Raw genomic sequence first — 25,352 nt, forward strand, 5'->3', positions numbered from 1 at the left:
CCCTTGAACCCCTGCTGGGGGGAGGCGGAGGGGCGGGGGTCAGACGGTGGTGACGTCGACGCCTGCGCCGCGGAGCCGGTCCAGCTCGGCCGGGTCGGCGGCGGCGTCGGTGATGAGCATGGCGATCTCGGTCGTGTCGGCGATCCGGGAGAAGGCCCGCTTGCCGACCTTCGACGCGTCGGCCAGCACCACCACCCGGGCGGCGGTCCGCATGAGGCAGTGGTCGGTCTGTGCCTCGACCTCGTCGTGGGTGCTGATGCCGCCGGCGGCCTCGATGCCGTCGACGCCGAGGAAGACCAGGTCGAGATTGACCCCCGACAGCGCGCGGTCGGCGATCGGGCCGACCAGCTCGTACGACTCCGGGCGCACGCTGCCACCGGTCACGACCAGGTCGATCGCGGACCGGACCGACAGGTCGCCGGCGATGTTGAGCGCGTTGGTGACGACCTTCAGCGACCGGCCGGCCGCGCCCAGGACCCGGGCCAGCTCGGTCGTCGTGGTGCCTCCCCCCAGCCCTACGGAGTGCACCGAGTCGGTGACCAGCCGGGCGGCGGCCTGCGCGATCCGCAGCTTCTCCTGCTGGTGGCGCCCGGCCCGGTAGCGCATCGGCAGCTCGTAGATCACCTCGGCCGACACCGCGCCGCCATGGGTCCGCTTGAGCAACTGCTGTTCCTCGAGGGCCTGCAGGTCGCGCCGGATGGAGGCGGCCGAGGCCTTGAGATCGGTGGTGAGCTCGACGACCGAGACCGAGCCGTGCTGGGCGAGCCGATCGAGGATCAGGCCGAGGCGCTCCTGTTGACGCATTCGATCACTATAGAGCAGATTTCGCGCATGTTAATAGCCACTTAACCGGCTACCCGCTCACTCGTTCTGCTCACTTCGCCACACTCGGCGACCCGGCCCGCCACCGCGCGGCAGGCCGGCGGAGGTCAGGCGCGGCCGGCGCCGGTGACCTGGACCTGGACGGCGAGGGCGGCGGCCTCGGCGGCGGTGGCCTGGCCCGCGGTGCCGCCCGTGGCGCGGGTGGAGAGCGCACCGCAGGCACAGCCCCACCGCAGCGCCTCGGCCAGGTCTCCGGAGGCGAGCCAGCCCGCCAGGAAGCCGGCGTCGAAGCCGTCACCCGCCCCCACGGTGTCGACCGGGGTGAGCGCCGGGCCGCGGGCGCCGAGGAGGACGTCACCGGAGCGGGCGACGGCGCCCCGGCCGCCGCGCTTGGCCACCGTGATCGGCCCGGCGGCCGTCAGCGCGGCCAGCGCCCCGGCCAGGGCGGCCGGCGCCTCCTCGGCTCCCGGCCATACGGGGTGGGCGTCCGCCACCGGGCCGGCCGGCAGCGCCGCGGCCAGCGCGAGGGCCTCCGCCTCGTTGGGCAGCAGTACGTCGCAGGCGGCGAGAAGCCCCGGAGCGAGCCGCCAGCCGCCGGCCGGATCGTCGTTGGTGTCCAGCGAGGTGGTGGCGCCCGCCCGCGTGAACCCGGCCAGCAGCCCGGCCAGGCCGGCGGCCAGGCGCGGCTGCAGGAAGTAGGAGGCGGTGTGCACGTGCCGGGCCGTCATGGCGGGTACGTGCTCCGGGCCGAAGGCGGGCAGGCAGCCGGGCGCGGTGAGGATCGCCCGGTCGCCGTCCGGCCGGTTGAGGCAGACCGTCAGCGCGGTCGGCAGGCTCTCGTGCCGGACGCACCCGCTGATGTCCACCCCGGCCGCGGAGAGAGTGTCGAGCACGAAGTCGCCGGCCGCGTCCCGGCCCACCATCGCCGCCAGCGCGGTGGACAGGCCGAGCCGGGCGGCGCCGTGCGCCACGATCGCCGCCGACCCTCCGAGGGCCAGGGTGCCGCTGTCGACCAGCGTCTCGGCCTGGCCCGCGGGCGGCGTCTCCGGAGCGCCGGACACCAGCACGTCCGGGTTGGCGTCCCCGACGACCAGCAGGTCGAACCGCGCGGTACGGGCGCCCCGGTGCCCCGTGCCGGCCGCCGTCCGGGCCGTGCCGCCCGCCCCGCCGGGCGCGGCCATGCCCCCAGCGGCGGCCCCGGCCGTGCCCGAAGTGCCCGCGGCCCCGGCCGTGCCCGGCGTGCCGGACGGCGTACGGCTCGTGGGGTCGCCGGCCGGACCGGTCATCAGCGCGGCCCGGGGGCCAGCGGGACGCGCAGCGCGGCCGGGAGGGCGTCGCCGTGCGCGGCCACCATGGCGTCGCACAGCGCCCAGATCTCGTCCACCGTCAGCGCAGCGGCGGTGGCCGGATCGGACATCGCGGCATGCCGGATATGCCGGGGATCGCCCTCCACGGCGGCGGCGACGGTCAGTTCCACCACGTTGAGGAAGCTCCGGTTGAGCGCGGCGAGCTGCGGCGGCAGCGCGCCGACGTGGTGCGGATGCACCCCGAGCCGGTCCAGGGTCGCCGGGACCTCCACCGCCGCCCCGGCGGGCAGGTTGGTGATCAGCCCGGTGTTGGCCGTGGTGACCTGGATGGTGCGCGGCGTTCCGGTGGCGAGGCTGTGGATGACCTGCGGGGCGTACTCGGCGGCGTCCTCCTCCTCGCTCGCGCCCGGTGCGGGCTCCCGGCCGGCCGCCAGGCTGTCGCGGACGTCGGCGTACTCGGCGAGGTTGTCCGCGCTGATCTGCACGTAGTCGTCGACCGGGATGCGCAGCCGCTCGATCTCGGCGTCGTGCCGCAGGTACCAGGGGACGTACTCGGAGGAGTGCTCGCTGGTCTCGGTCGGGTAGAAGCCGAGGTGGCGGTACATGTCCACCCGTACCCGGCGGCGCAGTTCGGCGTCACCGGCGATCGCCGCGTCCAGCGCGGGGTACAGGTCCCGGCCCTGGTGCTGCCAGCGCAGGATCCACGCCTGGTGGTTGACCCCGGCCGAGACGACGTCGACCTCCTCGTGCGGGACACCGACGATCTCGCACAGGCCGCGCACGGTCCAGTAGACCGAGTGGCAGAGCCCGGCGGTCCGCAGGCCGGGGGCGACCGCGGCGAGGTACTGCAGGTTCATGGCCATCGGGTTGGTGTAGTTGAGCAGCCACGCGTCCGGGCACACCGCGGACATGTCGGCGGCCAGCCCGGCCAGCAGCGGGAAGGTGCGCAGTGCCCGGAAGATCCCGCCGATGCCGAGGGTGTCGCCGATCGTCTGCCGGAGCCCGAAGCGGGCGGGCACCTCGAAGTCGGTCACCGTGGCGTGGTGGCCCCCGACCGCGACCATGTTGACCACCACCTCGGCGCCCTCCAGCGCGGTCCGCCGGTCGGTGCTGGCGACGATCTGCGGCTTGGCGCCGTGGCGTTCGGCCGTACGGTGCGCCAGGGCCTCGGCCACCGACAGCCGTTCGGCGTCGATGTCGTGCAGGGCGATCCGCACGTCCGCGAGCTCGGGGAAGGAGAAGATGTCGCGCAGCAGCTGCCGGGTGAAGACGACCGAGCCGGCGCCGACGAAGGCGATCCGTATCCCCGGGTGGCTCGCCGGGCGGGTCTGCGGGTGGATCGCTGGGCTGGTCAGTGGGCCGGTCATATCCGAGAGCCTTCCATGAGAGTGGTGGAGGAGCGCAGCACGCCCAGCAGCCGGGCCACCTCGGTGGTGGTGGCGTCGCGGCCGGCACCGAGATAGCGGCGGGTGTCGACCAGCGCCGGATCGGCCGCCAGCCGGTCGCGTACGGCACCGGTGAACACCTTGTTCAGCTGGGTCGCGATGTTGACCTTCGTCATCCCGGCGGCGACCGCCGCCGTGAGATCGTCGTCGGCCACTCCGGAGGAGCCGTGCAGGACCAGCGGCACCGGCACGGCGGTGCGCAGCGCCGTGATGAGGGCGAAGTCCAGGGTCGCGTCGCGGGTGAGCATGGCGTGCGAGGTGCCCACCGCGACCGCGAGGCCGTCCACGCCGGTGGCCGCCACATAGGCGGCCGCCTCGCCGGGGTCGGTACGGGCACCGGGCGCGTGCACGCCGTCCTTGCCCCCGACCTCGCCGAGTTCGGCCTCCACCCACATCCCGTGCTCATGGCAGAGCCGGGTCACCTCGGCGGTGGCCGCCACGTTGTCGTCGTAGCCGAGGGCGGACGCGTCGTACATCACCGAGCCGAAGCCGAGCGCGACGGCCTCGCGGACCAGCTCGGGGTCGGTGGCGTGGTCGAGATGCAGGCCCACCGGCACCTCGGCGAGCTCCGCGACGGCACGGGCCGCCGCGGCGATCGGACGCAGCGCGCCGTGGTAGCGGACCGCGTTCTGGCTGAGCTGCAGGATCACCGGAGCACCCGCCCGCAGTGCGCCGGCGACGATCGCCTGGGCGTGCTCGATCTGGATGACGTTGAAGGCGGCGGCGCCGCGGCCCTCGGCGCGGGCGGCGCCGACGATGGCCGCGGTGGGGACGAGCGGCATGAGGCTCCTAACTCAGGTGGGTGCGTTGCTCAGGGGTCCGCCGGCTCAGGGGTCCGCCGGACGGTGCGGCACCGCTCCCCGCCCGGCCGGGCAGGGGCTCGCCGGGCAGGGGTTCGATCTGTACGAGGGGGAGCAGCCGGGCGTAGCGGCCGTGGTCGACGTCGCCGGCCAGGGGGGCGGCGACGGCGGCGGCCGACAGGGCCACCGCGTCGGTGAGCCGCTCCGGCCACGGGCTGCCGGTCGCGAGGCCACGGGCCAGCGCGGCCACCGCCGCGTCACCCGCACCGGTCGGGTTGCCGGTGACCGGCTCCGGGCAGACGGCCCGCCAGGCTCCGCCGCCGGTGAACGCGCTCATCCCGTCGGCCCCCTGGGAGACCACGACGGCGCGGGCGCCCAGGTCCCGCAGTGCCGCCGCCCCGTGGCGCGGGTCGGTGTGCCCGGTCGCGGCCGACAGCTCGGCCGTGTTCGGCTTGACCAGGCCCGGCCGGGCCCGGGCGCCCTCCAGGAGGGCGGCGCCGCTGGTGTCGAGAAGCACGGGGACCGCGCCGGCCGCCCGGGTCAGCACGGCGTAGGCGTCGCCGGGCACCCCGGGGGGCAGCGAACCCGACAGCACCACGACCCGGGCCTGGGCCGCGAGCTCACCGAAGCGGCCGAGGAAGGTCCGCCACTCGGCCGCCGTGACGTGCGGGCCGGGCTCGTTGAGCAGGGTCGCCTCGCCGGTGCCCGTCTCCACCACCGTGACCGTGCGTCGGGTCTCTCCCGCCATCGGGACCAGGTCGGCGGGGACGGCCGCCGCCGCAAGGTCGGCCCGGAGGGCCTCACCCGCCGGGCCGCCCGCGAAGCCCGTCACGCGGACCGGCTCGCCGAGCGCGTGCAGGACCCGCGCGACGTTGATGCCCTTGCCGCCGGCGCGTGCGGCGGGCGCGGCGACCCGATGCACGGCACCGGGGGCGAGCCGCCGCACCTCATAGGTGACGTCGAGGGCGGCGTTGAGCGTGACGGTCAGGAACATCTCAGACGGAGGCCGGGCGGAGGATCACCGAGCGGGTCAGGTGCCGCGGGGAGTCCGGGTCGAGGCCGCGGGCGGTGGCCAGGGCCAGGGCCAGGCGCTGCGCGACCACGAGGGAGGCCAGCGGGTCGAGATCGGGCTCGATCCACAGGCCGCCGGTCGCCGTGACCTGCTCGGCCAGCCCCTCGGGGGCGGGCCCGAACATCCACACCGCGGAGCGCTCGTCGGTGATGGCGATCGGGCCGTGCCGGTATTCCTTGGCGGGATAGGACTCGGTCCAGCTCAGCGACGCCTCACGCATCTTCAGGGCCGCCTCGGCGGCCAGGCCCACGGTCCAGCCGGTGCCCAGGAAGGTGAACTGGGTCCGGTCGGCGACCCCGGCCGGAAGCGGCTCCGCGACGGCCCGCGCGGCGTCCGCGATGGCGTGGGTGAGGTCCGCGCCGAGGTGGGCGCGGAGCAGGGTCAGGGCCGTGGTCGCGAACCTGGTCTGCACGACCGACCGCTCGTCGGCGAAGTCCAGCACCACCACGTGCTCGGCCGCCGTCATGACCGGGGTGCCGGGATCGGCGGTGACGGCCGTGGTCGGCACCGTGCCGCGCAGCCCGCGGAGCAGGTCGAGGACCTCGGTGGTGGTGCCGGACCGGGTCAGTGCCAGCACCCGGTCGTAGCGGCGGCCGAGCGGCATCTCCGAGGCGGCGAAGGCATCGGTCTCGCCCAGACCCGCGGTCTCCCGGAGTGAGGCGTACGCCTGCGCGATGAACAGCGAGGTGCCGCAGCCGACGACGGCGACCCTTTCGCCGTGGTCCGGCAGACCCGGCAGCGGCGTGGAGGCAAGGTCCACGGCCCGCTGCCAGCAGGCCGGCTGATCGGCGATCTCGGTCTCGACGTGGGTCGTCACGGCAACTCCGTTCTGAGCCGCCACCGGCAGCTGTGATCAGTAGTGATGTTTTGATAACACAAATGCTCATAAACGCGCAATGTCTGAGCGTATTCCATGGCTTTCGGTGACGGAAGTCGGGCTCCGGGTGACGCTGAAGGGTGGTTCCCGGATCGGCCTGCAGCGCGGTGCGCCCCATTAGGGTCCGTCCCTAACTCGCCATAGGGGCTGTTCTACAGTGAGGTCATGGCCGTCGCGATAGGTCTGGCGGGCGCGGGGCCCAGGGCCAGGGAGGTTCACGCCCCCTATCTCGCCGCATGTCCGGGCGCCGAGTTCGCCGGGGTCTGGGCGCGCTCGACGGACCAGGCCGGCCGGCTCGCGGCCAAATATGGGGTGCCCGTATTCGATCGCTACGAGGAGCTGCTCGATCACTGTGACGCGGTGACGCTGGCCGTGTCGCCGGTGGCGCAGCCCGATCTGGCCGTGGCCGCGGCACGACGGTCCACGGCGATGCTCCTGGAGATCCCCATCAGTGTGGAGCTCGCCGGGGCCGAGCAGGCGGCAGAGGCGGTGGCGCTGTCCCACGTCGTCTCGCAACTCGGGCTGACCTGGCGCTACGCGCCCTCCGTACGCGACTTCCTGGGCACGGCGGTGGCGCGGACGGGACGGATGGGAGGCAGCGGGCGGGTGCTCTCCGGGCCGCCTCCGGGACCGTCGCCGGAGAGCCGATCGCGGTTCGAGCTCGGGGTGCTGGCGCACCAGGGGCCGCATCTGCTGGACCTGCTGGAGGCCGCACTGGGCACGGTGGCCGGGGTGAGCGCGCACGGCGACCCGGAGGGGTGGGTCGGGCTGATGCTCGAACACCAGGGCGGCCGGTTCAGCGAGGCCTCGCTGTCTGCCGCGGTCCAGGTCGAACCACGTGCCACCATCGAGGTCTTCGGCCCCGGCGGCGCCGCCGAGATCGACTGCGCGCAGGCGGTCGGGCCGGACGCCTTCGAGAACATGTTCCAGGAGTTCGCCGACGCCGTGGCCCAGGGCACGCCGCCGGAACTGAACGCCGAGCACGGCCTGCACCTGCAGCGGCTGGTCACCGAGGCCCGGACCGACCTGCTCCGCCAGTGACCGGCAGGTGACGGGCCCGCCGCACTGGACGAGGCCACGGGCCGAGCCGGGCCGCGTGCGGCACCGTGGCGGTCAGGGGGCGGGCTCGGCGAAGAACGACACCAGGGTCGTGGTGCCGTCCTGCTCGACCACCCGGAAGGCGCCGTCCGGCGCGACGTCCACGTCTCGCGGATGCCAGATCATGTGGCGGAGGACGACCGGGTACCGGGGGGAGTTGCCGCCCACCGCCACGATGACCACGTCGTCACGCGGATCGTACGCGGCGTAGGCGAACGGCAGCCGCTCAGCCTCGTGCTGGTCGCCGTACTCGGGGTCGAGCAGCTCGATCGTGATGTGCCGGCCCTCGTGTTCCTTCGTCAGCCGGTCGAGAAGGCCCTCCCACTCGCCGCGATCGGCCTTCGGGGTGTCCGCCATCGTGCTCATCTCCCTTCCGGTTACCCGGCTCCGGTGGCCCGGTCTCGCGTGCCGATCAAGCCCACAGCTTCACTGTCGCCGACGGCGCCTCCCCTCACATCCTCAATACGGCTAGAGGTCGGGAGACGCCGGGACGCCCGCTGGAGCCTCCGGCCGCTCAGAACCAGGTCCGGATCAGGTCGACCACGACGGGGCGTTCGCCGTCGGCGTCGTCCACCACCGGAATGAGCGTCCACTTGTCCAGCACGGTGCAGGGGTGGGAGAGCCCCAGCCGCACCACCTGGCCGAGCTCGACCTCGCGGCCGTCCAGGCCGCGGAGAAAGGCGTGCTGGTCGTTGAGGGCGGTGATCCGGGCCCCCGCCAGCGAACCCCCGCCGCGGACGCGCTGCGGCTCGGGCAGCCCCTCGTCGAAGGACAGGTCCCGCTTGCCCGCGTCGAGCAGGGCCAGGTCCGGCTCCGGGCGGGACACCACCCGCGCCCAGGCGTGCATCGCCGCGCGCAGGCGGCCTCCGGCACCGTCCGCCGGCCCGGCGCCCCGGCCGGGACGGGCGAACGGGGAGATCGACCGGTAGAAGCCGTCGTCGTGGACGAGGTACGCGCCCGAACGCAGCACCACCGTCGCCTCCAGGCCCCCCAGGACGTCGACGACCTGGTCGAAGTAGGCGCTCCCGCCCGCGGACACGATCGGCTCGGCGGTCTCGTACCGCAACCGGCCGTGCAGCCGGGCCAGCCGGTGGAGGTAGGCCTCCACGGCGGCCAGCCCGCCGGGCGTGGCGTCGTGGGCGAGCGCGCCCTCGTAGCCGCCGACACCGGTGAGGCGTAGCGTGCGGGCCGCCCGCACGGCCTCGGCGACCTCGAGGGCCTCGTCGTCGTCGCGAAGCCCCGTACGCCCGTCCGGGCCGCCCAGCTCGACCAGCACGTCCACCGGGCGGCGTGCCCCGGCCGCCCGCAGAGCGGTGTCCATGAGCGCGGCCGAGCGTGCGGAGTCCACCCAGCACACGAACTCGAACTCCGGGTCGCGGTCGAGCTCGGCGGAGACCCAGGCCAGCCCGGCCGGATCGATCAGCGCGTTGGCGAGCAGCAGGCGCCGCACGCCGAACGCGCGCCCCACCCGGAGCTGTGGGAGGTTGGCCAGGGTGATGCCCCAGGCTCCCGCGTCGAGCTGCCGCTGCCACAGCGCCGGGGCCATCGTCGTCTTGCCGTGCGGGGCGAGGTGCACCCCGGCGGCCGCCGCCCAGCCGGCCATCACCGTGAGGTTGTGGTCCAGCGCGCCCGCGTCGAGGGTCAGCAGCGGCGTGCCGAACTCCTCCAGCGGCGGTCGTGCGGCGGCGTACTCACCCGCGGTCGAGCCGTGCGCCGCGGCCGGGATCGCCTTGAACCGCCAGTCGAGACGCTCGCCGCTCAGGGCGGCCACCGCGTGCGCGTCGATTCCGCTGGACATGCCTGACCTCCTGGAGCGGTCGTACCCCGGCGGGCACGACGGCGGGTGCCGGCGAGCCGGGCCGGCATCGGGCCGGCATGGGACCGGCATCGGGCCGGAAGAACATTCTGCGGTGTGTCGGTCCGGCGGCCCCTACCAGGTCAGGAGGATCCAGCCCGCCACACCCTCCCGGCGGTCGTGGTCTGCGACCGCGCGGGCGGTGTCATCGCGGCGATGCCGCAGGGTTCGGCGGGACTTCTGCGGAAATGCTCATCAGGGTGATGCGTGATCTGACCGCCGGGGAACGCCGGTCGCAGCGCGCCCGCAGGTAGGGGGCGGCATGCTGGAGGACGGTGAGATCCGCGAGCGCGCCCGGCGGGTCCTGGACGGCCACTGGGACGAGGCGCGCGGCCACACCTACCCGCACACGTCCGTCTACCGCCATCAGTGGCTGTGGGACTCCAGCTTCGCCGCCATCTGCTGGCACCACCTCGGCGAACCGGTGCGGGCCCGCCGTGAGCTTGCGGGAGTGCTGTCCGCGCAGTTCCCCGACGGCTTCGTGCCGCACATGCGGTACGCCTCGCCCGACCACCTGCGCGGGCCCCTCGGCCACTGCTCCTCCTACACGCAGCCGCCGATCTACGCCCACGCCGCGCGCGTCCTCGCCACGGCGGGCCCGTTGCCGGCCGGGCTCACCGACCGGATCGAGGCCGGCCTGGACTGGCTGTGGCGCCGCCGCCGCACCCCGGAGGGGCTGATCCGCCTGGTCCACCCCTGGGAGTCCGGGGCCGACGACTCGCCGCGCTGGGACGACTGGATCGCGCCCTTCCTCGGCGTGGCCGACCCCGCCACGCTGCGCTGGGACCGCCCGAGCTGGACCGCCTTCGACCGGCATCTCGTCGACGCCACCCGCTTCGACGAGCACGGCGTCGCCGAGCACTCCACGGTCTTCGAATGCGCGCCCGCCGCCTACAACGCGCTGTACGCGCACGCCGCCGCCGAGCACGCCGAGCTGACCGGGGACCCGCGCTGGCGCGAGCGCTCCGTACGGCTCGCCGCCGTGATGGACGACCTGCTGTGGGACACCGGCCAGCACCTGTGGTCGGACGCGCCCGTGCTCGGCGGCGGCGGCACCGCGCGGACCCCGACCCTGGACGGCGTGCTCGGCGCGCTGGTCACCCCGGACCCCGTCAAGGCGGCCCGCGCCCTCGACCAGCTCCTCGACCCGTGCCGGTTCGCCGCTCCGTACGGCCTGGCCTATGTCGCCCGCGACCACCCCGGCTACGAGCCGGACGGCTACTGGCGCGGCACCGCCTGGATGCAGATGAACTACCTGGCCGCGCTGGCCGCGCGCCGCTGGGGCCGTGACGACCTGACCGAGGCGATCGGCGGCATGTCCCGCGCCGCCGTCGAGCACTCCCGGTTCGCCGAGCACTGGAACCCGGAGACCGGGGAGGGCCACGGCGCCATCCCGCTCACCTGGTCCGGGCTGGTCGTCACCTTCACCCGCTGAGCGCCGTCTCCTACCCGTCTTCCTCACCACGTCTTCCCGGCAGGAGTGGAATGAAGCATTCCGTTCTGTTAGACTAGGAACAGAACGCTTCGTTCCGCAAAGGTCTCCTGTGGAAGGACTCCCCGTGACCGCAACCCTCGACGTGACCGCCGGTGCCGCACCGGCCTCCGTGGCCCCGGACCGGCGCTGGCTCGGCCTCTTCGCGATCCTGACCGCGACGCTGATGAACCTGCTCGACGCGAGCATCGTCAACGTCGCCCTGCCCGTCATGCGCACGGACCTCGGCGGTTCCTACGCGACCCTCCAGTGGATCGCCGCCAGCTACACCCTGGTGCTGGCCGTGGGCCTGCTCACCGGCGGCCGGCTGGGGGACATGTTCGGGCGGCGGCGGATGCTGCTGGGGGGTGCCGCCGGCTTCGTCGCCGCATCCCTGGCCTGCGCCCTGGCCGTGTCCCCCGAGACCCTGATCGCGGCGCGCATGCTGCAGGCGGTGTGCGCCGCGGTGATGGTGCCGCAGTGCTTCGGCCTGATCCGGGACCTGTTCCCCGGCGAGGACCAGGCCAAGGCCTGGGGCGTCTTCGGACCGGCCATCGGCCTGGCCACCATCCTCGGCCCCATCACCGCCGGGCTGCTCATCAAGGCCGACCTGTTCGGCACCGGCTGGCGCATGATCTTCCTGATCAACGTGCCGCTCGGCGCGTTCGCCCTGCTCGCGGGCCGCCGGGCGCTGCCGTCCTCGGCCGGTGACCGGTCCGGTGGCCTGGACGTCGCCGGCATGCTGATCGCCGGGACCGGGATGGGCCTGCTCGTCTACCCGCTCGTGCAGGGCCGTGAGCACGACTGGCCCGCCTGGATCCTGGTCATGCTGGGCTCCTCGGTCCTGGTGCTCGGCGCGTTCGTCCTGCACCAGCTGCGCCGCACCGCCGCCGGCCGGACCCCGCTGGTCGAGCTGAGCGTCTTCGCCCGCCGGTCGTACGCCTCCGGCGTGCTGTTCGTGGTGGTGTTCTTCATCGCCATCATCGGCTTCTCGCTGACCCTGGGCTTCCTGCTCCAGCTCGGCCTGGGCTACACCCCGATCGGCGCCAGCCTCGCCATGGCCCCCTGGGCGGTCGGCGCGTTCATCGGCTCCGCGGCCGGCGCGATGATGCCGCAGCTCGGCCGGAAGATCCTGCACCTGGGCCTGGCCGTGATGGGCGCCGGCATGGCCGGGGTCTACGCGGTGTTCCGCATCTCCGGCATCGGGCTGGGCGGCTGGAACCTCACCGCGCCCGCGCTGGTGTTCGGGATCGGCATGGGCATGATCTTCGTCCCGATGTTCGGCATCATCATGGGCGAGATCAAGGACCACGAGGTGGGCACGGCGTCCGGCGCCCTGGAGTCCATCCAGCAGCTGGCCGCCGCCCTCGGCGTCGCGGTGCTCGGCACCGTGTTCTTCAACCGGTTCACCGTCCCGGCGCACAGCGCGACCGGGGTCAGGACCAACGCCCTGGCCGCCGCCGAGCAGGTCACCCTGATCGCCATCGCCCTCACCGCGGTGGCCTTCCTGATCGGCTTCCTGCTCCCCAAGAAGGCCCGTGAGCAGGAGATCCCGGGCTGACCGGCACGGCCCCCGGGCAGCCGTCCCTCCCCTGCCGAGGGGAGGGACGGCTGCCCTTCTCCCGCTGATCTCCGGCCGGCCTCACGCGGGGGTGCCGGTGAGCCGTTCGGCCTCCCACAGGTCGCGGTAGGGGCCGCGCCGCCCCAGCAGGTCCCGGTGGGCTCCGCGTTGCACGACCCGGCCCCGGTCCAGCACCACGATCTCGTCGGCGAGGTCCAGGCCGGCCAGCCGGTGCGTCACCATCACCAGCGTCCCGCCGCCCGGGGCGGTCAGCAGCTCCCGGGTGATGTCGTCCGCGGTAGGGACGTCCAGCCCCTCGCCCGGCTCGTCCAGCACCAGCACGGCGGGATCGGCCAGCAGCGCACGGGCCAGCAGCAGCCGCCGGTGCTGCCCGCCCGACAGACCCCGCCCGCCGGACCCCACCGGGGTGTCCCAGCCGTCCGGCAGCTCCCGCACGACCTCCAGCAGCCGGGCCCGCCGGGCCGCCGCCTCCAGCTCCTCCCCGGTGGCCAGGGGCCGGGCCAGGAGCAGGTTGGCGCGCAGGGTGGTGCCGAACACGTGGGCGTCCTGGGCCAGCCCGCGCACCGCCGCCCGTACGTCCCCGGGGTCGTAGGCCGCCAGATCGTGGCCGTCCAGCACCACCGCCCCGGACACCGCGGCCACCTCACCGGACAGCACCGCCAGCAGGGTGCTCTTGCCCGCTCCGCTGGCCCCCACGATCACCACCCGCCGGCCTCGTCCGATCCGCAGGTCGACCCCGTCCAGCGCGACCCTGCCCTCGTACGCGGCCCGGACGCCGAGCAGTTCGATGACCGGGGGCCCGGAGGCCAGGGTGCGCCGCCGTACCGGCCCCGCCGGTGGGGGAGCGGCCGGCAGCGCGGACACCCGGCGCGCGGCCGGACCTGCCTCCGCCAGCCGCTGTGCGGCGCCGGTGAGGGGCAGGACGGTCTCGACCGCGACGAGGCAGGTCAGGGTCAGCAGCGTGACGGTGACCCCGCCCGCACCCGAACGCACCGCCACCAGCAGCACCGCCGCCGCGGTGCCCACCTGCAGGATCGACCCGGCGGCCGCCGCGGCCCCGGACACCGCGGCCGCCGTCCGCTCCAGCCGGGCCAGCCGCCGCGCGCAGGCCGCGGCGCGGCCGATCGCGGACCCGGTCGCCCCGTACGCGGCCAGGTCCGCCGCTCCCTCCAGCACGTCCAGGCTCCGCACCGCGAGCCGCGCCCGCTGCGCCGACACCGCCGCCCCGGTCCGGTGGGCGGCCGCCCACGCGACCGCCGGTACCGCGATCCCGGCCAGCAGCAGCCCGGCGGCCAGCACCCCGCCCGCCACCGGTGACACCACGGTGACCAGCACGGTGGCGGCGGCGCCGGCGAGCACGGCCGCCGTCGCCGGAAGCAGGCAGCGCAGCAGCAGATCCTGTACGGCCTCGACGTCGGCGACCAGCCGGACCAGCGCGTCCCCGTCCCGGGTCGGCCCCCGCCGGGCCGCCAGCGCGTCGAACACCCGGCCGCGCAGCTCCGCGAGCACCCGCAGCGCCGCGTCATGGCCGGCCAGCCGCTCCCCGTACCGCAGCACCCCCTTGAAGATCGCGAAGCCGCGGACGGCGACGATCGCCGGGGACAGCGCCGCCAGCGGAGGCCGCTGCGCCGCTCGCGCGATGAGCCACGCCGCCGCCGCGACCAGCCCCAGGCCGCACAGCTCGGCGGCGACTCCGGCCACCGCCGCCAGGGTCAGGCGCCCCAGGTACGGCCTGATCGCGGCCGGCGGCCCGGTCATGCCGCGACCTCCGCCGCGGGGTCCACCACGCGGCCCGCCCGGAGGCGGACCACCCGGTCGGCCGCCGCGAGCAGCGCCGGGCGGTGCGCAACGATCAGCGCGCCGCGCCCGGCCAGCACCCGCCCGGCCGCCGCCACGAGCGCCGCCTCACTGCCCAGGTCGAGGCGGGCGGTCGGCTCGTCCAGCAGCATCAGCGGCGCGTCCCGCAGGCAGGCGCGGGCGAGCGCGATCCGCTGCCGCTGCCCGGCGGACAGGCCGGCTCCGCGTTCGCCCAGGACCGTGCCGTAGCCCTCGGGCAGCGCGCCGACGAAGGCGTCGGCCCCGCCAGTCCGGGCCGCCCGCCTGACCTGCTCGGCGGTGGCCTCGGGAGCGCCGAGCCGGATGTTGTCGGCGATGCTCGCCGCGAACAGGTGCGGGTGCTGCGGCACCCAGCCCAGCAGCCGCCGCCACCGCTCGAGGTCCAGCTCCGCCAGGTCGGTGCCGTCGGCCAGCACCCGGCCCCGTTCCGGGACGACGAACCCGAGCAGCACCTGGAGCAGGGTCGATTTTCCGGCGCCGCTGGGACCGGTGACGGCCACCCGCTCCCCGGCCGCCAGCACGAGTGACACCCCGTCCAGGGCGGGCCGTGCCGCCCCCGGGTAGCGGACCGTGACGTCCTCGAAGACGATCTCCGGAGGCCGCTCTCCCGGCCGGGCGGTGCGCCGCCGTCGCGGAGCCGTCGCCGGAGGCCCGTCCAGCACGGCGAAGACCTGCTCCGCGGCCGCGACCCCTTCCGCACCGGCGTGGAAGCGGATGCCCAGCGTCCGCAGCGGCAGGTACACCTCGGGGGCCAGCAGCAGCACCAGCAGCCCGGTGCCCAGCCCTGCCGAGCCCGCCAGCAGCCGCAACCCGATCGGCACCGCGACCAGCGCCACCGACAGGGTGCACACGAGCTCCAGCACCAGCGAGGAGAGGAAGGCCACCCGCAGCGCGGCCACCGTGGCCCGCCGGTGCTCGCCGGCGAGCCGCCGTACGACCTCGCCCTGGTGGGCGGTCCGCCCGAAGGCCCGCAGCGTGGACAGGCCCGCCAGCACATCGTGGAAGTGCCCGCCGAGCCGGTGCAGCAGCGCCCATTGGTGCCCGGTCAGCTCGGCCGTGCGCATCCCCACCAGCGCCCCGAACAGCGGCACCAGCGGCAGCGTCACCACCATCGTCAGTGCCGATCTCCAGTCCGCCACCGCCACCCGGGCGAGCACGACGACGGGCACCGCCACGGCCGCGAACAGCTGCGGGAGGTAGCCGCCGAAGAACGTGTCGAGCGCGTCCACGCCCCGGGTGACCAAGGTGGCGTGCTCCCCGCTCCTCCCGGGCGACCGCGCCGTCGCGGCCCGCTCCAGCAGCCCGGTCCGCAGCCGCGTCCTGACCCCGGCGCCCGTACTCGCGGCGAGCAGGTGCACCGCCCACCCCAGCGCGCCGCGCAGCGCCGCCACCGCGATCACCCACGGCAGGAGGGTCACCTCGAGCCGGGCCAGCGCCCTGGCCAGCAGCTCCGCCTGCGCCACGATGAGCACGCCCTGCGCGACGGCCGACACCGCCAGTACCCCGAGGCGCCGGCGGGGGACCAGGCCCAGCAGCCGCCGTTCGGCCGCCTTCACCGGCCCGCCCTCACAGGCTCCGCCCTCACAGGCTCCGCCTTCCCGGGCTCCGCGTTCACCAGGACCGCCCTCACAGGCTGCGCCTCCCCGGGCTCCGCGTTCACAGGTAGGAGGGGCGGTCGACGCGGTGCCGGAACGTCCACCAGGTCAGTGACTGCGCGGCCAGCAGCAGCGGCAGCACGGCCACGGTCGTCGTCGCGGTCAACGCCAGCGCCGTCCCCCCGGCCTCCACCTGCGACCACGGCAACCGGGCCCCCGCCGCCACCGGCAGCACTGCCAGCAGCGGGGCCGTCACCGCGAACCGGCCCGGCAGCCGGCGCGCCCGCTCGTACGGCTCACCGGTGAGGCGCAGCGCCGCGAACCCGGCTCCGTGCACCGCGAACAACGCCGCCGCCGGAAGCGCGAACAGCAGGCCCGCGTTGAGGCCGGGCAGCCCGACGGCGATGTCGCCCAGGATCGCCCCCCAGGACAAGGCCAGCGCCCAGCTGCCCGCCACGATCGCGGTGTCACAGGCCGCCCGCCAGGTTCGCGCGTCGGCCCGGCCCCGCAGCCACAGTCCGGCGTCCCGCACCATCCAGCCGGTCACCAGGGCGAGCACCGGTGCCCGGAGCCCGCCCAGCACCAGTTCCTCCAGTCCCGGGAAGGCACCCGCCATCAAGCCGAGCACGGCCACCAGCCACACCTCGTTGCCGAGGAAGAACGGCGCGATCCCGGCGATCACCAGCCGGCGCCGGCGCTGGTCGCGGCCGAGGACCGGCAGCAGCATGCCCACCCCGATGTCGGCGCCCGCCAGCACCAGGTAGCCGCCGGCGAAGAACGCCAGCAATGTCACGGCGAGAAGGTCCATCGCAGCGTCCTCTCAGAACGTCGGAGCGAGGTCACGGGCCGGTTCGGGGGCGGGCGGCGGGGCACCGAGCACGGCCCCCTCCGGGCCACGCCGCCCGTACCGGCCCAGCAGCCAGATGTTGATCGCGATCAGCACCGCGAACAGCGTCACGAAGACGGTGAGCGACGCGGCCATCTCGGGGCCGCCGACCGGTCCCAGCGCGTCCTCGGTGCGCAGCACCCCCACCACCGCCCATGGCTGCCGTCCCATCTCCCGGGAGACCCAGCCGCCCAGCATCGCCAGGTAGGGGAGCGGGATCGCCGCCATCAGCACCAGGTGGAAGAGCCGGCCCCGCGTCAGCCACCGTCCGAAGGGGAACTTCACCAGGCACACGACGGTCAGCAGCGCCAGCAGGCCCCACATCGAGGTCATGACCGCCAGGCCGGCCTCGGCCGACGCCGATTTCGGCGCCTCCGCGACGCCCGGCACCGAGTTCTCGCGATAGGGGAACTGCGCCCCGCCGAACACCACTGTGGGGCTGATCGACAGGATCAGCGCGAGCATCCCGATGCGCAGCGAGCGGCGGAAGAACTCCACCTCCTCGGTGCCCCTGCGCAGGTGGTAGGCGCTCACGCCGGCCATGAACACCCCGGCGGTGACCAGCGCCCCGAACAGCACATGCCAGAACGCCAGGACCGCCGCCGGGTTGGTCAGCAGCGCACCGGCATCGGTGAGCCGTGCCACCCCGTCGCGCATCTCGTAGCCCACCGGGCGTTTCAGGAACCCGTTGGCGACCAGGATGAAGAACGCCGACGCGTACGCCGTCAGGGTCACCACCCAGATCATCGCCAGGTGGACCCACCGGCCGAACCGGCCCCACCCGAAGATCCACAGCCCGAGGAACGTGGACTCCACGAAGAAGGCGACCAGCGTCTCCATCGCGATCGGGGCCCCGAACACGTCGCCGGTCAACCGCGACAACCCACCCCAGGCCAGTCCGAACTGGAACTCCATCAACAGCCCGGTGACGATCCCCATCGCGTAGTTGATCACATACAGCTGCCCCCAGAACCGCACCATCCGCTCGTGGACGGGGCTCCGGGAGATCGTCGCCCGGGTCTGGATGATGGCCACCAGCGTCGCCAGCCCGAGCGTCAGTGCTACGAACAGGAAATGCGACCCGGCCGTCAGCGCGAACTGCAGCCGGGCCAGGAACAGGGGGTCGTCCATCGGGAGCCGTCCTCGGGAATGCCTCGCCAGTGGGTACGGCCCTGATCGTTTCCCATGGGCCCCCACTGCGAATCGGCCGTACGCGGGCATCTCGCCTGCAACTTCGGCGCACCCGGACGGGCCGTGTACACCCGGCGATGTACTCGGCGTACTCACCGAGGAGGAGCACCGGCCGGGGAGGGGCTCAGCCGAGCCAGCCGGGCCGGACCATCCCCGTCTCGTACGCCAGCACCACCAGCTGAGCGCGATCGCGCGCCCCCAGCTTGGTCAGCACCCTGCTCACGTGCGTCTTGGCCGTCGCATGGCTGATGCCCAGCTGCTCGGCGATGCCCTCGTTGGACAGTCCCGCCGCCACCAGCGCCATCACCTCGCGCTCCCGCTCGGTGAGCGCGTCGAGCTCGGCGGCGGGCGGCGGAGCGGTGAGCCGCGACGCGAACTGGGAGATCAGCCGTCTGGTCACCGACGGCGCCAGAAGCGCGTCGCCTCTGGCCACCACCCGCACCCCGAGGATCAGCTCGACGGGTTCGGTGTCCTTGACCAGGAAGCCGCTCGCCCCGTCCTTGATCGCGCCGTACACGTAGTCGTCCAGGTCGAAGGTCGTCAGGATGATCACCTTGACGGTGGCCAGCCGGGCGTCGGCGACGATCCGCCGGGTCGCCTCCAGCCCGTCCATGACCGGCATCTGTATGTCCATGAGCACCACGTCCGGCCGTTCCGCCGTGGCGAGCCGTACCGCCTCGGTCCCGTCGCCGGCCTCCGCCACCACCTGGATGTCGTCCTCGCCCTCGAGGATCGACCGGAAGCCCGCCCGTACCAGGGTCTGGTCATCGGCCAGCACCACCCGGATCACGCGGCCCCCTCCGGCTGGGCGCCCGCGGCCGCCGGCTCGAACGGCAGCCATGCCCGTACCCGGAAGCCCCCGGCCGGTCGCGGGCCCGCGGTCACCTCTCCGCCGACGGCCGCCGCCCGCTCGCGAATGCCGCGCAACCCATGGCCGTGCCGCATCGCGCCCTCGTCCACCGGAGCCGTCCCATCGTCGTCGACCTGCACGGTCACGGCACTCGCCGTGTACCGGATCTCCACCTCCACGCCGGACGCCTCGGCGTGCCGCACGGCGTTCGTCAGCGCCTCCTGCGCGATCCGGTACACCGCCAGCTCCACCGGCGCGGGCATGTCCACGGCGCCGCCCGCCCGGGTCAGCCGGACCGGCAGCCCGGCCTCCGCGGTCTGCGCGATGAGTTCGTCCAGCCGGGTCAGTGACGGCACCGGCGCAGGCGCCGTGGCGGCCTCGCCGTCCACCTGACGCAGCACCCCCAGCACGCTCCGCAGCTCCCGCAGGGTGTCCTTGCTGGCCTGCTTGATGGCCTCCAGCGCGGAGAACGCCTGCTCGGCCTCGTGGCGGTGCAGCGCCGCACCCGCCTGCACATTGATCAGCGAGATCTGGTGGGCGAGCACGTCATGCAGCTCCCGGGCGATCCGCAGCCGCTCCTGGGTCTCCCGCCGCTGCGCCTCCTCCTCGCGGGTGTGCTCGGCCTCCGCGGCCCGCCGCTCGGCCTCCGCCAGCCGGGCGCGCCGGTCCCGGGCGTGCCGGGCGAGCGCGATGATGACGAGGAGCAGCGCACCGTGGGCGGCCACCGCGGACGCCGAGTCGATGGCGTCGGGATCCACCGGGCCGCCGCCCGTGTCCCGCAACCTGCTCATGAGCACGAACCCGGCGTCGATGCCCGCGCCGGCGGCCAGCGGCACGACCAGCGCGCACCGCATCGCCGCGGTGTAGAGCGCGATCAGGAAGGCCACGGCGACGGCGCTGTCCGGGTAGCCCAGCGGGTAATACACCACGTTGGCCACCGCGGTGACCAGTAGCACGATGGCCGGGTGCCGCCGCCGGAACGCCAGTGCCACCGCACTGACCACCGTAAGGATCACACCGCCCGGCCACAGCGCCCGGTCGCCGGGCGCGGCCCTCACGACGGCGGATCCCAGGTTGACGGCCAGGACCACCACGGCCAGGGTCACGTCACCGATCGGGCCCTGCGCCCACCGCCGCCACGTCACCCGCCCACCGTAGCCCGCCTCCCGGGCGCCCTTCCGCCACCGGCCGGATCGGCGAACCCCACGACGACCCGGGCGCGACCTGCCGGCCGACGGTGGGTTCCGGCGCCTACCTGGACATCACCCGGTGTCCGCGCAGGTGCGGGTGGGAGCGCGAGTGGCGTCCGGTGCCGGCCGGGAGCCGGACCGCGCGTACGCCGGCGTCCGGCGCCTTCCGTGCGGCGGTCGCCGTGAGCGGCGACAGCGCCGAGATCGACACCGCCCCGGGGAGCACGAACGCGCACCAGAGCGGATCAGCCGTCTCCGCCTCTTGCGCGGCGGGCTCCTGGACCTGTTCCGGCAGGACGGTCTCCGTCGTGTTCGGAGGGGTCGTCTCGGTTTTCGGGGTGACCTGCTGGACGATGTTGCAGACCTTGACGTTCTTGCACATGGCATTCTGGATATTGGTCACCCCGCCCGCGGTGCTGGTCGAGGTGTGCTGGTAGCCATGGTTGTTCGTGGGGCTCTTCAGCGAATAGATGTTACGGTTGTGAGTGCCGTTTCCATAATGGCCTTGCTCGGTGAAGTTCATGTCGATCGGCTCTGGATCCGCGCTTGCCGGAAGTGCTGCGGAGCACCATAGGAATGCGGTCGATACGGAAGCGCCGATCAGAAGACGCACGGCGATGTTCCTTTTCCCGAACGCTCTGCCGTCATGCTGACACGTCATTCTCTGTTGTCCCTCGCTGCATCGGATGAGTTCCGCCGGGCGGCCGGTCGATCACGGCCGTACGAGCCTACTCCGCAGCGCGGTCCCGCTCATGTTCTGGATCACCCGGGTGCAGATCCTTACCGCATCATTGCCGTGTGCGGTGGGGAAAAGGGCTTATCCCATGACAAGGCGGGGACACGGGAGAATGACTGCTTCAGCTAGGTTCGAGGGAGAACGGGAATCCCTTTTGTGGGTATTGCGGGTCCGGGCCGGAGGCGTGGTCAGTGAACCCATTTCATCTTGTGGTGGAGGGCTGCTGATCACAGTATGATCGCTATGCGTTGGTTGGGGCTGTGACGTAAAGAAGGCCCTGGTAGACGGGTTGATCATCACAACCAAGACCCGCCACAACCAGGAGCTTCGGTGCTGTTCTACCGTGCCGCGCGGGCGGACACCGTCGAGAAATCTCGGTTGTGTCGATCAACTTCCGCGATTCCCAAGGAACAGGTTTACAGACGTAGTAAGTGGGTTACTAGCCCCTGAGTAAGATCGTGTTCGCGTGGGAAAGAGAACATACGACGGACCAGCCGCCTTCGCAGGCGAGCCAATGCGTCGTCGCCCGCCTCCCGTCCCCGATCACGCAGGGGACTACTCTAACTAGAGAAAGGCCGTCTGTCATGCCTCTCGCTCGCATTGATCTCATAGAGGGCAAGTCGGTGGAGTACCGCCAGACCATTGGCGACGTGGTGTACGACAAGATGATCGAGTGCCTGGGAGTGCCCGAGGACCGGTTCCAGGTCATCACCGAACACAAGGCTGAGAATTTCAGCTACGACCGCGACTACCTCGGCATCTACAGGTCCGAGAACTGCGTTTTCATTCAGCTGGTGTTCCTCGACGTGGCGAGTCCCGAGCAAAAGGCCACATTCTACAAGGCTGTTGCAGACGATCTGCACGAGAAGCTGCAGATGCGGCGAGAGGACGTCTTCTTCAACCTGATGACCGTCACCCCGCCGGACTGGTCTATGGGCAACGGGAACGCTACGTACGTCAATGGTGTGCCGACTGACCGTCTTGACCCCACCTCGGTTCAATGAGCCTTTTCCGTACGCGGAGCAGCGGTGATCACGTCATGATTGTGAGTTGCGGGTTTGCCTGCTGACGTAGAGAAGCTCCTGGTAGCTGCATTGATCACCACAACCGAACCCGTCACGACCAGGAGCTTCTACCGTGCCGCCGTCGATTTGTCGCGTTCAACGCTGAACTACGTGGCGGGGATCGTCCGCCGTCACCGTAAGGCGATCGGGTCGGCGTGGCGGCTGCTCACTCCTGGGCAGCAGGCACTGCTGGTGCTGGTCCATCTGCGTAAGGGCGAGACGTTCGCGGAGGCCGGGGCGGGTTTCGGGGTATCGACGTCGACGGCGTGGCGGTACGTGGAGGAGGTGGTGGCGCTACTGTCGGCGCGATCTCCCAAGCTCACGCAGGCGCTGGCGAAGGCCACGAAGGACGGCCTGAGTCATCTGATCCTGGACGGCACGCTCATCTATACCGACCGGGTCCGCGCGGACCGACCGTACTACTCCGGCAAGCATCGGGCGCACGGAGTGAACGTGCAGGTCATCGCCACGCCAGACGGGACGATCCTGTGGACATCGGGCGCACTGCCCGGCTCCACCCACGACCTGACCGCAGCCCGGATCTGGGGGATCTTGCGCGAACTCCTCCGCAAGCTGCGGTGCAGCCCCAGCAAAGCCGGCCACCTCGTCAAGGCCATCGCCGTCCTGCAGAACTACGAGATCATCCGAGGATGAAAAAGGGTCAGTGGGACCGGAGCCGCTGGGAGATCTTGCACACGCGATTCCTCTTCTTGCAGAAGGCGACCTGGGTGTTCGTCTTCCCGCTCATGTTCACGTTCTGGATCTGCTGCGGCCCGCTGTTGAAGGAGGGGCTGAGGACCTGCCAGAAGTTCCTGTTCGCCTTGCCGTTTCCGCCGTGCACGCTGATGCGGCCGGAATTGCCTTGGCCGCCACCGTTGAAGATGCTTTTGCGGGCACCGGGGCCGATCGGCTTGGCGCTCGCCTCCGGTGCCGCGATGGCCCCCGAGATCGCGATGATGAGCGCGGTCAGCGCCAGCCTCCGCGCGTGGACGACGGCACCGGCACGCGAGCTCTTCCCACAATGACGGGTCATTAGGATGCACACCTGTCCTTTCAGGGCTTCGGTGAAGGGCGCTCCGTGCGTCTGACATCATGGCCGTCACTTTCATACCCTGCGACCGGCGTCGATCCCGCCCGCAGAGATCGACTGCGCAGATGATTACTCGCTCTTTGTCAATAACAAGCGCCCGCGGGATCTCGGCGGGTTCCGCCCGGTCCGCGCGAGGTCACGGAATCTCCTCGTACGATGCGGTGCACCGGCGCCCTGGCGTGCGAAAGTGGATCACCGGCCGTCCGGCCGAGGACAGGAAGTGGGCATGGACATCAAGGAGACCAACCGGAAGGTGATCGAGCAGTTCCGGGCCGGCGGCGAGATCGAGGGCATGCACCGTGACCGCCTGCTTCTGCTCACCACCGTCGGAGCCAGGACGGGCCGGCGCCGCACCACGCCCATGATGTTCCACCGGGACGGCGACCGGCTGCTGGTCATCGCCTCCAACATCGGGGCGCCCGCGCACCCGGACTGGTACCGCAACCTGGTGGCGGATCCCCACGTCACGGTGGAGGTCGGCGACGAGACCTACGAGGCCACCGCCACTCCGCTCGCAGGCGGCGAGCGAGACCGACTGTGGCGCACGCTGGAGGAGGCCTATCCGTTCTTCGCCGAGCACCAGGCCAAGACCGGCCGCACCATTCCCGTCGTCGCCCTGACGAGGAGATGAGCCGGGCCCTGGGCATCGCAGATCAGCCGGGGTGAGTGCTGAGACGGCTGACAACCGCGCGCGAAAGCTCGTGGGCGCGATGAGTACTCCTCCCCGCCGGCAGGGGTGAGTCTGGCAGCCGTGGCCGGGCACCGGCCCCCCTCGTTCGCTCGTTCGCGAACGCGCTGCCCGGCTTGAGAGGAAACGATGTCCTGGACCAGACATGTCCCGGTCCGTGGCCCGGCGCTGCTGTACGCCGGGCTGCTGGTCCTCGCATCCGTGGTGGTGCCGCAGCCGGCGGCCCGCGCCGACGACTCGCGGGTGGAGACGCCCGTCGCCACCAGTTCACCGATCACCGAGGTCGTCGAGTCGGTGGTGAAGGTCAAGGTCCCGCTGCCGGACTCGGTGGGGCCGCACCCGGCCGCGTGCGAATGGCTGTCGTACCTGCGGTTCCGGCACAAGGACGGGCCCTCCGCGTCCGCGTCGGCCGACAGGATCCTCATAGCTCAGCCGGGTGTCCTGGAGGGTGCGGGCGCCTTCGACAGCGTGGCCCGCAACACCATCAAGGCGGCGGCCGCCAAGGGCAGGCACATCGAGTTCTGGGCGCTGGACCGGCGATCCAACTGCCTGGAGGACGGCACCGGACTGCGGGCGGGCCTGGCGGCCAAGGACCCGCATGTGGCCATCGACTACTACTACCGCGGCAAGGTCGTGGACGGCGCCAAGTTCGCCGGATACCAGACCAACGACCAGGTGAAATGGCTGCAGAACATCGGGCTGGAGCAGACCGTCAGGGACCAGTACGACCTGATGGTCAAGGAACTGCCCGGTCAGGCGCTGCGCAAGCAGAAGGTGCTGTGCGGCGGGCACTCCCTCGGCGGGGTGCTGACCGGGTTCTTCGCCGTGTGGGACTTCGACGGTGACCACGCCACCACCGGCGACGCCGGGTACAACCAGTGCTCGGGCTACTTCGCCCTGGACACCTCGATCCAGGCGGGGCCGATCACCGTGGACGGGCAGGTGCCGTCCATCCCCCAGATCGACCTCGGCCCGGCCGTCGTCAAGGCCGGTCTGGAGTCGGGGATCATCCCCCGGACGCTCTCGGCACCCGCGGTGATCAACTCAGAGACGATGAACCTGCTGGCGATCGCCGGCCTGGCCGCGCGGGTCGCCCCGGAGGCGCAGTCCGACCTGGCGCAGTACATCCCGAGCGGGTTCAACCAGGACACCACCTACCGGGTGCTGTTCTCCAAGAACCTGGCCGCCTTCGTGGCCGGCTCGCCCACGATCAAAGATTTCAAGGTCACCAATTCGGCGGCGCTGGGCGCGCTGATGGACGACAACTCCCAGCCGCTCGGCTTCATCCAGGCGAGCGTCGGGTTCTTCGACGGCGGCAAGATCGCGGACAAGGACTTCCCGCTGCCGAACGACCTGGCCAAGATCCCGGGCCTGGAGCTGTTCTCGCGCTTCCTCGGCAACGAGAAGAAGGCGATCCCCGACCAGCCCGCCGGCCCCCTCTACACGTGGCGGAACTACGACCGGGTCGGCGCCCTGGATGATCCGGTCTACAAGTCCAAGGACGGCACACCGTTCACCACGGCCGCCAAGGAGGTCACCGACGTCCACGAACTGGCGCGGAGCCTGTCGGAGCATCCGCTCGACTTCACCGAGCACTACTTCCCCACCCGGATGGTCACCGACATCCAGCTCTCCACGTCTCCGGCGCTGTTCAGGGATGCCGTCCACAAGGAGGGCCTCACCGCCAACCCGACCATCAACCTGCTGGCCGGCGACGGGCTCTTCCCTCGCGAGCCGGGTGAGAACGTCGTGATCGCCGCCGGCTACCAGCACCTCGACGTGCTCACCGCCGCGCCGGTCCAGAACGGCGGCGGGCCCGAGCCGATCTCGGTCAACCTCGCGGACTTCAGCACCAGGTAGCGGTCCGGATATCGGTCCACGCGGAAGGAAAGGACCG

General features: G+C 72.6%; 23 protein-coding genes. 8 read left to right on the forward strand and 15 right to left on the reverse strand.

Annotated elements, in window-relative coordinates:
• Positions 1 to 39: 39 nt before the first annotated feature.
• The 6 genes from ACRYCC_RS09945 to ACRYCC_RS09970 all read right to left on the reverse strand — a co-directional run bounded on the left by ACRYCC_RS09945 (position 40) and on the right by ACRYCC_RS09970 (position 6,263).
• Positions 40 to 804 (reverse strand): DeoR/GlpR family DNA-binding transcription regulator, encoded by a 765-nt coding sequence (locus ACRYCC_RS09945; RefSeq protein WP_433810554.1) that lies wholly within the window; start codon positions 802 to 804, stop codon positions 40 to 42.
• A 125-nt stretch (positions 805 to 929) separates the two neighbouring features.
• Positions 930 to 2,108 (reverse strand): carbohydrate kinase family protein, encoded by a 1,179-nt coding sequence (locus ACRYCC_RS09950; protein WP_433810556.1) that lies wholly within the window; start codon positions 2,106 to 2,108, stop codon positions 930 to 932.
• Positions 2,108 to 3,496 (reverse strand): alpha-glucosidase/alpha-galactosidase, encoded by a 1,389-nt coding sequence (locus ACRYCC_RS09955; protein WP_433810558.1) that lies wholly within the window; start codon positions 3,494 to 3,496, stop codon positions 2,108 to 2,110. The genes ACRYCC_RS09950 and ACRYCC_RS09955 overlap by 1 nt, the downstream gene beginning before the upstream one ends.
• Positions 3,493 to 4,356 carry a class II fructose-bisphosphate aldolase gene (locus ACRYCC_RS09960; RefSeq protein ID WP_433810560.1) on the reverse strand — a complete coding sequence of 288 codons (864 nt, stop codon included), beginning with the start codon at positions 4,354 to 4,356 and terminating at the stop codon, positions 3,493 to 3,495. Before ACRYCC_RS09960 ends, ACRYCC_RS09955 begins: the two co-directional genes overlap by 4 nt.
• Before the next feature lie 7 nt (positions 4,357 to 4,363).
• Positions 4,364 to 5,368, reverse strand: coding sequence for a 1-phosphofructokinase family hexose kinase (locus ACRYCC_RS09965; protein WP_433810562.1), 1,005 nt, complete (start codon positions 5,366 to 5,368; stop codon positions 4,364 to 4,366).
• 1 nt (position 5,369) lies between these two features.
• Positions 5,370 to 6,263, reverse strand: coding sequence for an SIS domain-containing protein (locus tag ACRYCC_RS09970; RefSeq protein ID WP_433810564.1), 894 nt, complete (start codon positions 6,261 to 6,263; stop codon positions 5,370 to 5,372).
• 225 nt (positions 6,264 to 6,488) lie between these two features.
• Between ACRYCC_RS09970 and ACRYCC_RS09975 the strand changes: the two genes are divergently transcribed.
• Positions 6,489 to 7,364 (forward strand): Gfo/Idh/MocA family protein, encoded by an 876-nt coding sequence (locus ACRYCC_RS09975; protein WP_433810566.1) that lies wholly within the window; start codon positions 6,489 to 6,491, stop codon positions 7,362 to 7,364.
• Positions 7,365 to 7,436: 72 nt separating this feature from the next.
• On the opposite strand, the gene ACRYCC_RS09980 is transcribed toward ACRYCC_RS09975, so the two are convergent.
• Together ACRYCC_RS09980 and ACRYCC_RS09985 are read right to left on the reverse strand one after the other, a co-directional pair.
• Entirely contained in the window at positions 7,437 to 7,787 is a 351-nt protein-coding gene (locus ACRYCC_RS09980) for a DUF5335 family protein (RefSeq protein WP_433810567.1), read from the reverse strand.
• A 148-nt stretch (positions 7,788 to 7,935) separates the two neighbouring features.
• Entirely contained in the window at positions 7,936 to 9,219 is a 1,284-nt protein-coding gene (locus tag ACRYCC_RS09985) for an alanine racemase (protein ID WP_433810569.1), read from the reverse strand.
• 319 nt (positions 9,220 to 9,538) lie between these two features.
• Between ACRYCC_RS09985 and ACRYCC_RS09990 the strand changes: the two genes are divergently transcribed.
• Together ACRYCC_RS09990 and ACRYCC_RS09995 are read left to right on the forward strand one after the other, a co-directional pair.
• Positions 9,539 to 10,711, forward strand: coding sequence for an MGH1-like glycoside hydrolase domain-containing protein (locus ACRYCC_RS09990; RefSeq protein WP_433810571.1), 1,173 nt, complete (start codon positions 9,539 to 9,541; stop codon positions 10,709 to 10,711).
• A gap of 124 nt (positions 10,712 to 10,835) precedes the next feature.
• Positions 10,836 to 12,308, forward strand: coding sequence for an MFS transporter (locus tag ACRYCC_RS09995; protein ID WP_433810573.1), 1,473 nt, complete (start codon positions 10,836 to 10,838; stop codon positions 12,306 to 12,308).
• 81 nt (positions 12,309 to 12,389) lie between these two features.
• Here the strand turns inward: ACRYCC_RS09995 and cydC are convergent, their stop codons facing one another.
• From cydC to ACRYCC_RS10030, 7 genes are all read right to left on the reverse strand, one after another.
• On the reverse strand, positions 12,390 to 14,087 hold the full coding sequence (cydC, locus tag ACRYCC_RS10000) for a thiol reductant ABC exporter subunit CydC (protein ID WP_433810575.1): 1,698 nt from the start codon (positions 14,085 to 14,087) through the stop codon (positions 12,390 to 12,392).
• Positions 14,084 to 15,721: a thiol reductant ABC exporter subunit CydD gene (cydD, locus tag ACRYCC_RS10005; RefSeq protein WP_433810576.1), complete on the reverse strand. Its 1,638-nt coding sequence runs from the start codon at positions 15,719 to 15,721 to the stop codon at positions 14,084 to 14,086. Before cydD ends, cydC begins: the two co-directional genes overlap by 4 nt.
• 100 nt (positions 15,722 to 15,821) lie before the next feature.
• Positions 15,822 to 16,568: a cytochrome d ubiquinol oxidase subunit II gene (locus tag ACRYCC_RS10010; protein ID WP_433810578.1), complete on the reverse strand. Its 747-nt coding sequence runs from the start codon at positions 16,566 to 16,568 to the stop codon at positions 15,822 to 15,824.
• 12 nt (positions 16,569 to 16,580) lie between these two features.
• Complete coding sequence (locus ACRYCC_RS10015) at positions 16,581 to 17,777, reverse strand: cytochrome ubiquinol oxidase subunit I (RefSeq protein WP_433810580.1); 1,197 nt, start codon at positions 17,775 to 17,777, stop codon at positions 16,581 to 16,583.
• 184 nt (positions 17,778 to 17,961) lie between these two features.
• Positions 17,962 to 18,627 (reverse strand): response regulator, encoded by a 666-nt coding sequence (locus ACRYCC_RS10020; RefSeq protein ID WP_433810582.1) that lies wholly within the window; start codon positions 18,625 to 18,627, stop codon positions 17,962 to 17,964.
• The gene (locus ACRYCC_RS10025) at positions 18,624 to 19,832 is read right to left on the reverse strand and encodes a sensor histidine kinase (RefSeq protein WP_433810584.1); all 1,209 of its coding nucleotides are present in this window, start codon (positions 19,830 to 19,832) and stop codon (positions 18,624 to 18,626) included. Before ACRYCC_RS10025 ends, ACRYCC_RS10020 begins: the two co-directional genes overlap by 4 nt.
• Positions 19,833 to 19,938: 106 nt before the next feature.
• A complete protein-coding gene (locus ACRYCC_RS10030; RefSeq protein WP_433810586.1) occupies positions 19,939 to 20,490 on the reverse strand; it encodes a hypothetical protein in 552 nt (183 codons plus the stop codon).
• Between the two features lie 707 nt (positions 20,491 to 21,197).
• Here ACRYCC_RS10030 and ACRYCC_RS10035 point away from each other — a divergent pair.
• The 5 genes from ACRYCC_RS10035 (at position 21,198) to ACRYCC_RS10055 (ending at position 25,315) form a co-directional block, all read left to right on the forward strand.
• Entirely contained in the window at positions 21,198 to 21,617 is a 420-nt protein-coding gene (locus ACRYCC_RS10035; protein WP_433810588.1) for a tautomerase family protein, read from the forward strand.
• Positions 21,618 to 21,710: 93 nt separating this feature from the next.
• Positions 21,711 to 22,331, forward strand: a complete 621-nt coding sequence (locus ACRYCC_RS10040; protein ID WP_433812129.1) for a transposase family protein — start codon at positions 21,711 to 21,713, stop codon at positions 22,329 to 22,331.
• Positions 22,328 to 22,702 (forward strand): hypothetical protein, encoded by a 375-nt coding sequence (locus ACRYCC_RS10045; protein ID WP_433810590.1) that lies wholly within the window; start codon positions 22,328 to 22,330, stop codon positions 22,700 to 22,702. The genes ACRYCC_RS10040 and ACRYCC_RS10045 overlap by 4 nt, the downstream gene beginning before the upstream one ends.
• A 291-nt stretch (positions 22,703 to 22,993) precedes the next feature.
• On the forward strand, positions 22,994 to 23,398 hold the full coding sequence (locus ACRYCC_RS10050) for a nitroreductase family deazaflavin-dependent oxidoreductase (RefSeq protein WP_433810592.1): 405 nt from the start codon (positions 22,994 to 22,996) through the stop codon (positions 23,396 to 23,398).
• A gap of 186 nt (positions 23,399 to 23,584) precedes the next feature.
• Positions 23,585 to 25,315: a hypothetical protein gene (locus ACRYCC_RS10055; protein WP_433810594.1), complete on the forward strand. Its 1,731-nt coding sequence runs from the start codon at positions 23,585 to 23,587 to the stop codon at positions 25,313 to 25,315.
• Positions 25,316 to 25,352: the final 37 nt, after the last annotated feature.

It is taken from the genome of Actinomadura scrupuli (assembly GCF_050971785.1).
Taxonomy (GTDB): domain Bacteria; phylum Actinomycetota; class Actinomycetes; order Streptosporangiales; family Streptosporangiaceae; genus Actinomadura_E; species Actinomadura_E scrupuli.

Coding starts and splice junctions, on each gene's coding strand:
- ACRYCC_RS09960 (WP_433810560.1), bottom strand. CDS start 4,356: ATGCCGCTCGTCCCCACCGCGGCCATCGTCGGCGCCGCCCGCGCCGAG.
- ACRYCC_RS10045 (WP_433810590.1), top strand. CDS start 22,328: ATGAAAAAGGGTCAGTGGGACCGGAGCCGCTGGGAGATCTTGCACACG.
- ACRYCC_RS10015 (WP_433810580.1), bottom strand. CDS start 17,777: ATGGACGACCCCCTGTTCCTGGCCCGGCTGCAGTTCGCGCTGACGGCC.
- ACRYCC_RS09980 (WP_433810567.1), bottom strand. CDS start 7,787: ATGAGCACGATGGCGGACACCCCGAAGGCCGATCGCGGCGAGTGGGAG.
- ACRYCC_RS10010 (WP_433810578.1), bottom strand. CDS start 16,568: ATGGACCTTCTCGCCGTGACATTGCTGGCGTTCTTCGCCGGCGGCTAC.
- ACRYCC_RS09945 (WP_433810554.1), bottom strand. CDS start 804: ATGCGTCAACAGGAGCGCCTCGGCCTGATCCTCGATCGGCTCGCCCAG.
- ACRYCC_RS10035 (WP_433810588.1), top strand. CDS start 21,198: ATGCCTCTCGCTCGCATTGATCTCATAGAGGGCAAGTCGGTGGAGTAC.
- ACRYCC_RS09985 (WP_433810569.1), bottom strand. CDS start 9,219: ATGTCCAGCGGAATCGACGCGCACGCGGTGGCCGCCCTGAGCGGCGAG.
- ACRYCC_RS09965 (WP_433810562.1), bottom strand. CDS start 5,368: ATGTTCCTGACCGTCACGCTCAACGCCGCCCTCGACGTCACCTATGAG.
- cydC (WP_433810575.1), bottom strand. CDS start 14,087: ATGACCGGGCCGCCGGCCGCGATCAGGCCGTACCTGGGGCGCCTGACC.
- ACRYCC_RS09975 (WP_433810566.1), top strand. CDS start 6,489: ATGGCCGTCGCGATAGGTCTGGCGGGCGCGGGGCCCAGGGCCAGGGAG.
- ACRYCC_RS10050 (WP_433810592.1), top strand. CDS start 22,994: ATGGACATCAAGGAGACCAACCGGAAGGTGATCGAGCAGTTCCGGGCC.
- ACRYCC_RS09955 (WP_433810558.1), bottom strand. CDS start 3,496: ATGACCGGCCCACTGACCAGCCCAGCGATCCACCCGCAGACCCGCCCG.
- ACRYCC_RS09990 (WP_433810571.1), top strand. CDS start 9,539: ATGCTGGAGGACGGTGAGATCCGCGAGCGCGCCCGGCGGGTCCTGGAC.
- ACRYCC_RS10055 (WP_433810594.1), top strand. CDS start 23,585: ATGTCCTGGACCAGACATGTCCCGGTCCGTGGCCCGGCGCTGCTGTAC.
- ACRYCC_RS09950 (WP_433810556.1), bottom strand. CDS start 2,108: ATGACCGGTCCGGCCGGCGACCCCACGAGCCGTACGCCGTCCGGCACG.